The following is a 12,517-nucleotide window of genomic DNA, read 5'->3' as shown; positions in this document are numbered from 1 at the left end:
GCCGCCACCCCGGCGACGGGGGCCGGGCAGCCTCCAGCAGGCACCCGCCGAGGTGCCCCCACCCGTTCCGTACAAAGGCGTACGGAACGGAACGCGGCGCCCGCCCGTCCCCGACCGGACACCTGGCGGGCGCCGCGCTTCCCCCTCACCCGGGGATGTGGAAGCGCTCCCCGTAGATCTCCCAGGTCAGCGGTGTCGACAGGGACAGGTTGCCGTTCCGCAGGAAGACCCGCTGCGCGGAGTCGACGCGGGAGGTGTCCCGCTGGAACCGCTTCCCCTCGCGGATCACCGCCCGCCGCGCGTCGAGGAACGCCTCCAGGTACGCCCGCTCGTCACCGCCCGCCGCCTTGGTCTCCGCCTTCCTCAGCGCGGCCGCGCGGATGCCGTAGAAGCTGTCGGCGCCCTTGCCGGGGCCGTGCAGCAGCATCGCGTCGTAGTAGACGAACTGGCCCAGCGTGCCCAGGCCGTCGATCTTCGCCATCCGCACCGCCGGCTCGAAGTACCGCGCGTCCCGCTCCCGCTCCTGCGCCTTCCGGAACGCCGGGACCTCGGCCTCCGCCTCCCACGCCTCGGGGAAACCCTCCAGCCCCTCCAGCGAGTCCGAGCCGTCCACCTCGCGCAGGGCCGGCAGGTAGCGGGCCAGGCCGTTGTCCGGATGGGCCTTCGTGTACCGCTCGACCAGGCCCAGCAGATCGTGGGTGCCGGTGCAGAAACCGGCGACGCCGGCCGTGTAGCCGCGCCCGTCCTCCAGGTCCTCGATGTAGCCGTAGAGGGTGCGCCACCGCAGCGTCGAGTTGTCGGCGCTCGCCGCCAGTCGCAGCGCCAGCTCCTTCTTGTCCGGCGCCGCGAGACCGGCCGGCAGCTTCGCGAGGCGCTCCTCTGTCTCCCGGTCGGCGTCGCCGGGGGCCGCGCCCGCGCCGCGCGCGGCGGCCGGCCCGCCGGGTGTCCGGTCCGCGTCGGGGTCCGGACCGAGGAGGAAGACGGCCGCCGTCGCCAGCGGGGCGAGGGTAAGCAGCACACAACCAACACGCTTCATTCGCCCAAGCGTACGGACCCCCACCGCCCGGCAGGCCGCTCCCGGTGATCTTGACCGATCCGGTACGCGCCGCCGGACGGGCTCCCCGGGTCGCGTCCGCCCCGCTGCCGGCGCTCCTCCGCGAGTGGGGGCGACCGTGTTAGGCTGGGAGATGTTGCAGTTGTGGTACCCATGATCCTTATGTGCGCCTGACGAGAACTCGCTCAGGCGCATTATTGTTTCCCGGCCCTCCGGCCTTGCCGGCTCTCCGGTGTGGGGCTCTTTTGTGACACTTCTTCCCGCGGACCCGCGGAAGGAATACCGGCCCCTCAACACCCCAGGGAGTGCATATGGCCACCGGAACCGTGAAGTGGTTCAACGCCGAAAAGGGCTTCGGCTTCATCGAGCAGGACGGCGGCGGCCCCGACGTCTTCGCCCACTACTCCAACATCGCCGGCCGGGGCTTCCGCGAGCTCCTGGAAGGCCAGAAGGTCACCTTCGACGTCACGCAGGGCCAGAAGGGCCTGCAGGCGGAGAACATCGTCGCCGGCTGATTCCAGCCCCGACGCGTACCTCCTGACCGGGGCCCGCACCACGCTCGGTGCGGGCCCCGGTTTGTGCTGTCCCCAGGAAGGCAGAGACCGCCCCATGACTCGATCCGAACGCCCCGACCGCCAGGCAGCGGGGAACCGCGCGGCCCAGGGGAACCCCCAGGCCCGCACCGGCCGCCGACCCGGCCAGGACTCCGGCGGCAGCCGCCCCGGACGCTCCCGAGGGGGCCGACGGACCGGGCGCCCCACCACCTCCCGCACCCCCGCGGCCCCGCAGGGCGGCGACTTCGCGCTCCCCGAGACGCGCACCCCGGCCCTGCCGGCCGTCGCCGCCTTCGCCGAACTCGACCTGTCCCAGCCCCTGCTGGCCACGCTGGCCGCCGAGGGCATGGCCGAACCGTTCCCCATCCAGGCCGCGACGCTCCCCAACTCGCTGGCCGGGCGCGACATCCTCGGCCGGGGCCGCACCGGCTCCGGCAAGACCCTCGCCTTCGGCCTCGCCCTGCTGGCCCGCACCGCCGGACGCCGCGCCGAGGCCGGGGCCCCGCTCGCCCTGGTCCTCGTCCCCACCCGCGAACTGGCCCAGCAGGTCACCGACGCCCTCACGCCGTACGCCAAGGCCCTCGGCCTGCGCATGGCCACCGTCGTCGGCGGGCTCTCGCTCAACAAGCAGGCGAACGCGCTGCGCCGTGGCACCGAGGTTGTCGTCGCCACCCCGGGACGGCTCAAGGACCTCCTGGACCGGGGCGACTGCCGCCTCGACCAGGTCACCGTCAGCGTCCTCGACGAGGCCGACCAGATGACCGACATGGGCTTCATGCCGCAGGTCACCGCCCTGCTGGACCGCACCGCCCCCGACGGCCAGCGGATGCTCTTCTCCGCCACCCTGGACCGCAACATCGACCGGCTGGTGCGCGGCTACCTCTCCGACCCGGTGGTGCACTCCGTCGACCCCTCGGCGGGCGCCGTCACGACCATGGAGCACCACGTGCTCTACGTCGCCGACGACACCGACAAGAAGGCGGTCGCCCTGCGCATCGCCGCCCGCGACGGCCGCGTGATCATGTTCGTGGACACCAAGCGCTCCGCCGACCGGTTCGCCAAGCGGCTCCTCGCCAACGGCGTCCGCGCCTCGGCGCTGCACGGCGGCCGCTCCCAGCCGCAGCGCAACCGCACCCTGGAGCAGTTCAAGAACGGCCAGGTCACCGCCCTGGTCGCGACCAACGTGGCGGCCCGCGGCATCCACGTCGACGACCTCGACCTGGTCGTCAACGTCGACCCGCCCACCGACCACAAGGACTACCTGCACCGCGGCGGCCGAACCGCCCGCGCGGGCGAGTCCGGCAGCGTCGTCACGCTCGTCCTCCCCGAGGAGAAGCGCGAGATGACCCGGCTGATGTCGGCGGCCCGCATCACGCCGCAGACCGCGCGGGTCAAGTCCAGCGACGAGGAACTCGCCCGCCTCACCGGCGCCCGCGAGCCCTCCGGCGTGCCCGTCACGGTCGAGATCCCGCAGCAGCCCACCCCGCCCAAGGCCAAGTCCGGCGGGCGCTCGCGGCGCGGGCGTTCCGGCGGCAGCCGCTCGGCGGCCACCGCCACCGGGCGCGGCACCACCACCCAGTCCGGCACGACCGGCCGCGGCACCGGGACCGGCCGCACCGGCGGCGGCACGGCCCGCGCCGGCTCCACCGGCCGCGGCGCGGCGGGACGCGCGGGCGGCTCCGGCCGCGGCGCCGCCCCCGCCCGGTCCACCACCGGCGGCGGCCCCCGCCGCGCCCGGGGCGGCGGTCGCGGCTCCGGGGCAGCGGCCTGACGTAGACGGACGCCGACGCCGTCCGGGCCATCCGCCCGGGCGGCGTCGGCGCCTCTCCCCTTCCTGAAGAGGGCTCCCCGCTCCAGCGCCGCTCGCCTTCCGCGCGGCCGTGCCGAGAACGTCCAGACCGCGAACCGTTCCCGTACCCGTCATGACCGGATACGGGAACGCCGTACCGACGGAAGGCCGAGCCCGGCCCCCGGACCGGTCAGCCCAGCGGCAGGACCCCCTCCAGCCGCCGCCGCACCGCCGGGTCGGTGAGCTGCTCCACCGTCTCCGACGCCTTCTCCCGCACCGCCGAACCCTCCGGCTCCGTCGCCAGGAGCAGCGCCAACGCCTCCTCCGCGCGGGCACCGGCGCCCCGGCGGACCAGGCCCGCCGCCGCCTCGGCGACCGTCGCGGGGTCCTCGTCGGCCAGGCGGGCCGCCAGCGCCTCGCGTACCTCCTCGGTGTCCGAGGCCAGGGCGGCCAGCGCGGTCACCGCCCACTCCCGCACCCGTGGCCAGGCGTCCGCCGACAGCGCCGCCAGAACCTCCACGCCTCGCCCGTCGCCGGGCGGCACCAGGCCGAACAGGGCGCGGGCCGCGGCCTCGCGGACCTCCGCCGAGGAGTGCCCCGCCGCCGCGTACAGCTCCGGCAGCGCCCCCGGGTCACCGTGGTGGCCGAGGCCGCCGACCACCGCCGCCAGCAGCTCGGCATCCGCCGCCTCCCGCGCCAGCTCCCGCAGCAGCGGCGCCACCCGGGGCGTCAGCCGCCCCACGCCGAGCCGCCCCAGCACCTCCACCGCGAACAGCGCCTCCGGGGAGCCGGCCGCCTCCCCGAGCCGTACCGCCGCCGCCGAGAAGGTCTCCTCGTCGCCGCGCGCGGCCAGCACGCGCACCGGCTCCCGCCAGTCGTCGTGCCACGGCTCCCCGCGCCCGAGCGCCCGGGCGCTCAGCTCCTCGTACGAAGCGGTGCGCCCCAGCTCCTCCTCCAGCACCGTGGCGACAGCCGCGTGCGAGGTGAACCGCTCCACGCTCCCGCCCGGGTCCCCGTCCCGCAGCACCACCGCCTCCAGCAGCGTCGTCGACCCGCGCCGCACCTCGCGGACGACCACCTCCACCTCGCCCGCCGGCTCCTCATCCTCGCCGGCGCCCAGCAGCTCCTCCCGCAGCCGGTCCGCCGGCCCCGCCGACCACCGCAGCGCCTCCTCCAGCGCCGCCTCCCGGCCGTCCGCCCCGTGCTCCAGCAGCACCCGGACCGTCTCCAGCGACCCCTGCCGCGCCGCCCGCACCAGCGGGGGATCACCCCGCTCGGCCACCGGCTGCGCCCCCGCCTCCAGCAGCGCGGCGGCGGCTCCGGCATGCCCGCCCTGGGCCGCCCAGACCAGCGCGGTGGGCCCCGGTTCGTCGGCGCCGCCGGGGTCGGCTCCCGCCGCCAGCAGCGCCCGCACCACCTCGGTGCGGCCCCAGCAGGCGGCGCCGCACAGCGGCAGCTCGCCCTCGGCCGTACGCCGGTCCGGGTCGGCCCCCGCCGCCAGCAGCAGCCGGACGACGGCCGCGCGCCCGTCGACCGCCGCGCTGTGCAGCGCCGTGCCGCCCCCGCCGTCGTGGGCCTCCGGGCTCACCCCGGCGCCGAGCAGCGCGGCCACCAGGTCCTCGTCGGCCTCGTACAGTGCCGAGAACAGCTCTTCGGCCGCGGCGTTGGCCGGGTCCGTGCCGTGTTCCGTGTACGTCTCGCCCATAAGGCGACGATCCCCGCAGCGGGCCCGTGCCGCAACGCCAGTTCCCGGGTCGCACCCGGTACGGGTGACGTGCCCGTCCCACTCCTCGGAGCAGCCCTCCGGCGACGGCCAGGGCCGCGTAGGGTGATCCACCATGACTCCCAGCAACACCGGAACGAGCCGCTCCGGCGCGGGCGACACGGCTGCCCTCGCCGAACTCCAGCGGTTGCGCGAGAGCATCGACAACATCGACGCCGCCGTCGTGCACATGCTCGCCGAGCGGTTCAAGTGCACCCAGCAGGTCGGCCACCTCAAGGCCGAGCACCAGCTGCCCCCGGCCGATCCGGACCGCGAGACGCAGCAGATCGCCCGGCTGCGCGCCCTCGCCGAGAACGCCCACCTGGACCCGGCGTTCGCCGAGAAACTGCTCACCTTCATCATCGCCGAGGTCATCCGCCACCACGAGCGGATCGCGGACGAGGCGGTGACCGGCGAGGCCGCCGACCCCGCCGGGGTGTCGCCGGCCGCCGGCTGACTCCGACCGAACCCCGACACCGGCGAGGCCGGTCCCCGCCGTGGGGGACCGGCCTCGCCTCGTCCGTGCGCCAGGGGGCGTCAGCGGTCGCCGCGCTTGAGGGAGTCACCGACCCCCTTGGCCCGCTCGCGAAGCTGGTCCGTGGCGTCCTTGGCGTCGCCCTTCGCCTGGTCCGTCTTGCCCTCGGACTCGGTGCGGCGGTCACCGGTGACCTTGCCGACGGCCTCCTTGGCCTTGCCCTTCATCTTGTCCATCGCGGACTCACCCATGGCGGACTTCCTCTCGTCAAGCGGGACATTCCACCTCCAGGGTGGGGGCGCCGCACCCGCACCGCACGGCGGAACGGGCCGCCCGGGTACCCGCCGCCTCGCCGCACGGCCCACGCGGGCGCGGTTCCCGGCCGCCCGCGCACAGGCCCCTATGCTCGGCCCCATGATCCGTGCGGTGGTCCTCGACGTCGGTGAGTGCCTGGTGGACGAGACCCGCCGGTACGCGGCGTGGGCCGACTGGCTGGGCGTCTCCCCGCACACCTTCTCGACGGTCCTCGGCGCCGTCCTCGCCGCAGGGGGCGGCTTCGACGAGGCGTGTGCGGTGATCCGGCCCGGCTTCGACGCGGCGGCGGAGCGGGCGGCCCGCGCCGAGGCGGGCGTACCCGAGGACACGTACACCGAGGCCGACCTGTACCCCGACGCCCGGCCCGCGCTCGCGGCGCTCCGGGCCGACGGGCTGGTGGTGGGGGTCGCGGGCGACCTGACGCCACGCGGCGCCGACGCGCTGCGCGGGCTGCTCGCCGAGGAGACGGAGCTGGTCGCCGCCTCGGGGGAGTGGGGCGTGGCCGAACCCGACCCGGCCTTCTTCCGGCGGCTGGCCGGGGCGCTGCCCTTCGAGCCCCGCGAGATCCTGCACGTCGGCGACCGGTGGACGCACGACGTCCGGCCCGCCACCGAGGCCGGACTGCGGACCGCCCTGGTACGGCGCGGGCCGTGGGCGGTGCTCGACTGGGAGTCCGAGGAGGCCCGCACCCTGCCCGACTTCCGCGTCGGCGGCCTGCTGGAACTCTCCGGGCTGATCCTCAACGCCAACGCCCACGCCGGCACCGACCAGCCCGGCTGACACCCCAGGACCCACACCCCGCACCACCCCACGCCCCCCGAGGAGCCGGCCCTCGGGGGGCGTACCCCCGTGCTCCGCCGGACCCCCCTGTGCCGGCCCGCCGCCATCGGGCAGCATGGCCGCATGTCCCTCCTGACGCGCGACGAAGCGCAGACCCGATCCCGACTCCTCGACGTCCAGCGCTACGCCGTCGACCTGGACCTCACCACCGGCGACGCCACCTTCGCCTCCCGCACCCGCGTCCACTTCACCGCGCGCGCCGCCGGGGACACCTTCATCGACCTGAACCCCGCCCGCCTCACCGCCGTCACCCTCGACGGCACCCCCCTCGACCCCGCCGCCCTCGACGGCAACCGCCTCCCCCTGGCCGGCCTCGCCCCCGGCCCCCACGAACTCACCGTCGAGGCCGACATGGCCTACTCCCGCACCGGCGAAGGCATGCACCGCTTCACCGACCCCGCCGACGGCGAGACGTACCTCTACACCCAGCTCTTCCTCGACGACGCCCGCCGCGTCTTCGCCGCCTTCGACCAGCCCGACCTCAAAGCCCGCTTCGACCTCACCGTCACCGCCCCACCCCACTGGACCGTCCTCGCCAACGGCACCACCACCCACCACGGCGACGGCCGCTGGAGCGCCGCCACCACCCCCCTCATCTCCCCCTACCTCGTCGCCGTCGCCGCCGGCCCCTGGCACACCGTCCGCACCGAACACCGCGGCCTGCCCTTCGGCATCCACTGCCGCCGCTCCCTCGCCCCCCACCTCGACGCCGACGCCACCGAACTCCTCGACACCACCACCGCCCTCTTCGACCGCTACCACGAGAAGTTCGACGAGCCCTACCCCTTCGACTCCTACGACCAGGCGTTCGTCCCCGAGTTCAACGCCGGCGCCATGGAGAACCCCGGCCTCGTCACCTTCCGCGACTCCTACGTCTTCCGCTCCGCCGTCACCGACGCCGAACGCTGCTCCCGCGCCGTCACCATCGCCCACGAGATGGCCCACATGTGGTTCGGCGACCTCGTCACCCTCACCTGGTGGGACGACATCTGGCTCAACGAGTCCTTCGCCGAGTACATGGGCTACCAGACCGTCGCCGAGGCCACCCGCTGGACCCACGTCTGGACCGACTTCGCCACCGGCCGCAAGGACTGGGGCTACGACGCCGACCAGCGCCCCACCACCCACCCCGTCGCCCCCGCCCCCGACTCCGTCCCCGACACCGCCTCCGCCCTCCTCAACTTCGACGGCATCTCCTACGCCAAGGGCGCCGCCGCCCTGCGCCAGCTCACCGCCTGGCTCGGCGACAAGGACTTCCTCGCCGGCATCAACCGCCACTTCACCCGGCACCGCTTCGCCAACGCCACCCTCGCCGACTTCCTCGACAACCTCGCCTGGGCCACCGAACGCGACGTCCACACCTGGGCCGCCGACTGGCTGCGCACCAGCGGCGTCGACACCCTCACCGCCCACGCCACCGACACCGAGACCCCCACCGGCACCCCCGCCGCCCCCACCTGGCAGCTCACCGTCGACCGCGACGGCACCCGCCCCCACCGCATCACCGTCACCACCTGGGACCACACCCCCGGCGGACCCCCCGCCCGCCGCGACCACCTCGGCCTCGACCTCCCCCAGAACCAGCCCCTGACCCTCCCCGGCCACCGCCCCGACCTCGTCGTCCTCAACGACCAGGACCTCACCTACGCCAAACTCCGCCTCGACCCCACCTCCTGGACCACCGCCCTCGCCACCCTCGCCACCCTCCCCGACCCCCTCACCCGCGCCGTCCTGTGGAACACCGCCCGCGACCTCGTCCGCGACGGCGAACTGGCCCCCGCCGCCTACCTCGACGCCGCCCGCACCCACCTTCCGCGCGAGAGCGACCTCGCCGTCACCACCGGCGTCCTCGGATTCGCCTCCCGCCACGTCGCCGACGTCTACACCCACCCCGACGACCGGCCCGCCGCCCTCGCCACCCTCACCGCCCTCTGCCGCGACCTGCTGCGCCGCACCGAAGGACTCAGCACCGAGGACTGGACCCGCGGCCAGGGCGGCGCCCACCGCACCGACGCCCACCCCGGCCTGCGCCTCGTAGCCGTCCGCCACTTCATCGACAGCGCCACCCAGCCCGCCACCCTCAGCGCCTGGCTCGACGACGGCCTCGTCCCCGGCGGCCCCACCCTCGACCCCGCCCTGCGCTGGCGCATCCTGCACCGCCTCGCCGTCCTCGGCGCCGTCGACGAGGCCGCAGTCGACGCCGAACTCGCCGCCGACCCCAGCGCCACCGGCCAGGAAGGCGCCGCCCGCTGCCGCGCCGCCCTCCCCGACCTCGACGCCAAACGCCGCGCCTGGGACGCCATGTTCAAGGACGACACCCTCTCCAACTACCTCTTCACCGCCACCGCCCAGGGCTTCTGGCAACCCGAACAGACCGCCCTCGTCCGCCCCTACGTCCAGCGCTACTACCAGGAAGCCCCCGACCTCGCCCGCCGCCGCGGCCCCGCCATCGCCACCGCCGCCGGCGCCGCCGCCTTCCCCGCGTACGCCGTCGACGACGAAGCCCTCTCCCTCGGCCGTGCCGCCCTCGCCACGGACGACCTCGTCCCCGCCCTCCGCCGCCGCCTCGCCGACCAGATCGACGACCTCGCCCGCGCCCTGCGCGTCCGCGACGGGCAGCGGAACACCACCGGCTGACCCCGGGCCGGCCGCACCGGGCCGAGAAACCGGAAGAGGGCGGCGGGGGAGCGGACCCGCCGCCCTCTCCCGTACCCCCACGCCCGCCCCTACCAGACCCACCCCGCGACCCGCCCGCCAACCCCGCCGAAATCCTCCCTTCGGACCCAAAACGCGCACTCGCCACCCTTCCGCCCGACACCCCCCAACAAGCTGGAACCTCCTGCCCGCGCGCGCCCGAAGGACCAGCAGAAACCATGAACACCCCGCCCCTCGCCGGAGGCACCGCCGGACCCGACGCGCTCGCGCCCCTCCTCGCCGCCGTCCTCGACGCCCTGCGCACCGGCGCCCTCGACCGCGGCGGCCCCCTCCCCGCAGGCGGCCCCACCACCACCGCCCGCCGCGTCCACGCCGCCGCCCACCCCCTCCTCCCCGCCCACGGCACCGGCCCCGAAGCCGCCCTCGGCCCCCTCGTCCACGCCCTCACCCAGGGCGCCGCCGACCCCGCCGACCCCCTCTGCGCCGCGCACCTGCACGCGCCGCCCCTCGCCCTCGCAGCCGCCGCCGACCTCGCCGCCTCCGTCCTCAACCCCTCCCTCGACTCCTGGGACCAGGCCCCCGCCGCCTCCGCCCTGGAGACCGAAGTCACCCGCACCCTCGCCCGCGAGACCTACCCCACCGCCGACCACCCCGACGCCCTCCTCACCACCGGCGGCACCGAAGCCAACCAACTCGCCCTCCTCCTCGCCCGCGAACGCCACCCCGCCACCCCCCTCCACCTCGTCCACGGCGCCAACGCCCACCACAGCCTCCCCCGCGCCGCCTGGCTCCTCGGCCTGCCGCCCGCCCACACCGTGCCCACCCCCGACGGCACCCTCGACCCCGAAACCCTCCACCACACCCTCGCCACCCTCACCGGCCACCGCGTCCTCGTCGCCGCCACCGCCGGAACCACCGACTCCGGCGCCATCGACCCCCTCCCCGCCCTCGCCGACGTCTGCGCCGCCCACGGCGCCGAACTCCACGTCGACGCCGCCTACGGCGGACCCCTCCTCTTCAGCGACCGCCGCAAACACGCCCTCCACGGCCTCGACCGCGCCCACTCCGTCACCCTCGACCTGCACAAACTCGGCTGGCAGCCCGTCGCCGCAGGCATCCTCGCCGTCCACCACGCCACCCGCCTCCACCCCCTCCAGCACACCGCCGACTACCTCAACTCCCACGACGACACCGAAGCCGGCCTCCCCGACCTCCTCGGCCGCAGCCTGCGCACCACCCGCCGCCCCGACGCCTTCAAAATCGCCGTCACCCTCCGCGCGCTGGGCCGCGACGGACTCGGCGCCCTCGTCGACCAGGTCTGCGACCTCGCCGCCACCCTCGCCGACAAGATCCACCACCACCCAGCCCTCACCCTCCACGCACGCCCCGCCCTCAGCACCGTGCTGTTCCGCCCCGCCCAAGCCGACGACGACCAGGTCGCCGCCGTCCGCCGCACCCTCCTCGACGACGGCCACGCCGTCCTCGGCCGCGCCCGCGCCGACGGCCGGCTCTGGCTCAAAGCCACCCTCCTCAACCCGCACACCCAACCCGGCGACCTCGACCGGATGCTGAAACTGGTGGAAGGACACACCCCCCGATGACCGCCCAGCACACCCCCGACCACGACCAACCCCACGACCTGGTCGGCATCGGCATCGGCCCCTTCAACCTCTCCCTCGCCGCCCTCGCCCACGGCATCCCCCGGCCCCCGCGCACCGCCTTCTTCGAACAGCGCCCCGCCTTCCACTGGCACCCCGGCATGCTCATCGACGGCGCCACGCTCCAAGTCCCCTTCCTCGCCGACCTCGTCACCCTCGCCGACCCCGCCAGCCCCTGGAGCTTCCTCAGCTACCTCCGCCACCGCCAGCGCCTCTTCCCCTTCTACTTCGCCGAGCGCCTCCACATCCACCGCGCCGAATACGACGCCTACTGCCGCTGGGTCGCCGACAACCTCCCCGGACTCCACTTCGGCCACCAGGTCGAAGCCGTCCGCTGGAACCCCGAACGCTCCCTCTTCGACGTCGACTACACCCAGACCGGCACCGACGGCGAAGCCGAAGCCCTCGGCCGCGTCCACACCCGCAACCTCGTCCTCGGCATCGGCACCGCCCCCCACATCCCCGAACCCCTCAAACCCCTCGCCGACGCACCCGTCGTCCCCGTCGTCCACTCCGCCGACTACCTCACCCACCGCGAACGGCTCCTCGGCGCCGACCACATCACCGTCATCGGCTCAGGACAGTCCGGCGCCGAGATCTTCCTCGACCTCCTGCGCCACCGCCCCGAAGGCCGCGAGAAGATCCACTGGCTGACCCGCACCGAGGCATTCACCCCCATGGAGTACTCCAAACTCGGCCTCGAACACTTCACCCCCGACTACACCCGCTACTTCCACTCCCTCCCCCAGACCGCCCGCGACCAACTCCTGCCCCGCCAATGGCAACTCCACAAGGGCATCGACGCCGAAACCATCGCCGCCATCCACGACGAGCTCTACCGCCGCACCCTCCACGGCGGCTGGCCCGACGCCACCCTCACCCCCGGCGTCGCCGTCCGCACCGCCGGACGCGTCGGCACCAGCCAGGTCGAACTCCACCTCGAGCACCTCACCCAGGGCACCCGCACCCGCCTCACCACCGACGCCGTCGTCCTCGCCACCGGCTACCGCGAACGCCCCCTCGACCGGCTCCTCGCCGCCCTCGACCCCTACCTCCACCGCGACCACGCCGAACGCCCCCGCGTCGACGACCGCTACCGCCTCCACCTCGACCCCGCCATCAGCCGCACCGGCAGCGCCGTCTACGTCCAGAACGCCGAACGCCACACCCACGGCGTCGGCGCCCCCGACCTCGGCCTCGCCGCCTGGCGCTCCGCCACCATCCTCAACACCCTCACCGGCACCCAGCCCTACCCCCTCCCCGACCGCACCGCCTTCACCACCTTCGGCCTCGAAGCCGGCACCCAGCCCCACCCCCGCCACCCCCTCACCCCCCTCGCCGAACCCCGCTGACCACCCAGCGGCCTCCAGGAAGGCCACGCGGCCGGACGCCCCCCGCCCCCGGCCGCGCACCCC

Annotated in this window: 10 protein-coding genes; 7 read left to right on the top strand and 3 right to left on the bottom strand. The window is 75.2% G+C overall.

What is annotated here, in order from left to right; all coding sequences use genetic code 11:
* Window positions 1–145 precede the first annotated feature (145 nt).
* Window positions 146–1,036: a chitosanase gene (locus tag ACSLIC_RS04920; protein ID WP_436736442.1), complete on the bottom strand. Its 891-nt coding sequence runs from the start codon at window positions 1,034–1,036 to the stop codon at window positions 146–148.
* A 329-nt stretch (window positions 1,037–1,365) separates the two neighbouring features.
* Here ACSLIC_RS04920 and ACSLIC_RS04915 point away from each other — a divergent pair, with 329 nt between their 5' ends.
* Both ACSLIC_RS04915 and ACSLIC_RS04910 read left to right on the top strand, forming a co-directional pair.
* On the top strand, window positions 1,366–1,569 hold the full coding sequence (locus ACSLIC_RS04915; RefSeq protein ID WP_003947520.1) for a cold-shock protein: 204 nt from the start codon (window positions 1,366–1,368) through the stop codon (window positions 1,567–1,569).
* A gap of 94 nt (window positions 1,570–1,663) precedes the next feature.
* The gene (locus tag ACSLIC_RS04910) at window positions 1,664–3,379 is read left to right on the top strand and encodes a DEAD/DEAH box helicase (RefSeq protein WP_436736441.1); all 1,716 of its coding nucleotides are present in this window, start codon (window positions 1,664–1,666) and stop codon (window positions 3,377–3,379) included.
* Window positions 3,380–3,587: 208 nt separating this feature from the next.
* Here ACSLIC_RS04910 and ACSLIC_RS04905 read toward each other — a convergent pair whose 3' ends face one another.
* Complete coding sequence (locus ACSLIC_RS04905) at window positions 3,588–5,102, bottom strand: ankyrin repeat domain-containing protein (RefSeq protein WP_436736440.1); 1,515 nt, start codon at window positions 5,100–5,102, stop codon at window positions 3,588–3,590.
* Window positions 5,103–5,235: 133 nt separating this feature from the next.
* Here ACSLIC_RS04905 and ACSLIC_RS04900 point away from each other — a divergent pair, with 133 nt between their 5' ends.
* Window positions 5,236–5,616, top strand: coding sequence for a chorismate mutase (locus ACSLIC_RS04900; protein WP_436736439.1), 381 nt, complete (start codon window positions 5,236–5,238; stop codon window positions 5,614–5,616).
* Window positions 5,617–5,696: 80 nt separating this feature from the next.
* On the opposite strand, the gene ACSLIC_RS04895 is transcribed toward ACSLIC_RS04900, so the two are convergent.
* Window positions 5,697–5,885: a CsbD family protein gene (locus ACSLIC_RS04895; protein ID WP_436736438.1), complete on the bottom strand. Its 189-nt coding sequence runs from the start codon at window positions 5,883–5,885 to the stop codon at window positions 5,697–5,699.
* A 163-nt stretch (window positions 5,886–6,048) separates the two neighbouring features.
* Between ACSLIC_RS04895 and ACSLIC_RS04890 the strand changes: the two genes are divergently transcribed.
* The 4 genes from ACSLIC_RS04890 (at window position 6,049) to ACSLIC_RS04875 (ending at window position 12,454) form a co-directional block, all read left to right on the top strand.
* Entirely contained in the window at window positions 6,049–6,729 is a 681-nt protein-coding gene (locus ACSLIC_RS04890; RefSeq protein WP_436736437.1) for an HAD family hydrolase, read from the top strand.
* A gap of 123 nt (window positions 6,730–6,852) precedes the next feature.
* Complete coding sequence (pepN, locus tag ACSLIC_RS04885) at window positions 6,853–9,426, top strand: aminopeptidase N (protein WP_436736436.1); 2,574 nt, start codon at window positions 6,853–6,855, stop codon at window positions 9,424–9,426.
* A gap of 236 nt (window positions 9,427–9,662) precedes the next feature.
* On the top strand, window positions 9,663–11,045 hold the full coding sequence (locus ACSLIC_RS04880) for a pyridoxal phosphate-dependent decarboxylase family protein (RefSeq protein ID WP_436736435.1): 1,383 nt from the start codon (window positions 9,663–9,665) through the stop codon (window positions 11,043–11,045).
* A complete protein-coding gene (locus ACSLIC_RS04875; RefSeq protein WP_436736434.1) occupies window positions 11,042–12,454 on the top strand; it encodes a lysine N(6)-hydroxylase/L-ornithine N(5)-oxygenase family protein in 1,413 nt (470 codons plus the stop codon). Before ACSLIC_RS04880 ends, ACSLIC_RS04875 begins: the two co-directional genes overlap by 4 nt.
* Window positions 12,455–12,517: the final 63 nt, after the last annotated feature.

The organism is Streptomyces sp. BBFR102, from assembly GCF_051397025.1.
Lineage (GTDB): Bacteria > Actinomycetota > Actinomycetes > Streptomycetales > Streptomycetaceae > Streptomyces.
Note: the sequence above shows the minus strand (reverse complement) of the source record. Positions and strands in the feature narration are given on the sequence as shown.

Coding starts and splice junctions, on each gene's coding strand:
- ACSLIC_RS04900 (WP_436736439.1), top strand. CDS start 5,236: ATGACTCCCAGCAACACCGGAACGAGCCGCTCCGGCGCGGGCGACACG.
- ACSLIC_RS04880 (WP_436736435.1), top strand. CDS start 9,663: ATGAACACCCCGCCCCTCGCCGGAGGCACCGCCGGACCCGACGCGCTC.
- ACSLIC_RS04875 (WP_436736434.1), top strand. CDS start 11,042: ATGACCGCCCAGCACACCCCCGACCACGACCAACCCCACGACCTGGTC.
- ACSLIC_RS04910 (WP_436736441.1), top strand. CDS start 1,664: ATGACTCGATCCGAACGCCCCGACCGCCAGGCAGCGGGGAACCGCGCG.
- ACSLIC_RS04890 (WP_436736437.1), top strand. CDS start 6,049: ATGATCCGTGCGGTGGTCCTCGACGTCGGTGAGTGCCTGGTGGACGAG.
- ACSLIC_RS04915 (WP_003947520.1), top strand. CDS start 1,366: ATGGCCACCGGAACCGTGAAGTGGTTCAACGCCGAAAAGGGCTTCGGC.
- ACSLIC_RS04920 (WP_436736442.1), bottom strand. CDS start 1,036: ATGAAGCGTGTTGGTTGTGTGCTGCTTACCCTCGCCCCGCTGGCGACG.
- ACSLIC_RS04905 (WP_436736440.1), bottom strand. CDS start 5,102: ATGGGCGAGACGTACACGGAACACGGCACGGACCCGGCCAACGCCGCG.
- pepN (WP_436736436.1), top strand. CDS start 6,853: ATGTCCCTCCTGACGCGCGACGAAGCGCAGACCCGATCCCGACTCCTC.
- ACSLIC_RS04895 (WP_436736438.1), bottom strand. CDS start 5,885: ATGGGTGAGTCCGCGATGGACAAGATGAAGGGCAAGGCCAAGGAGGCC.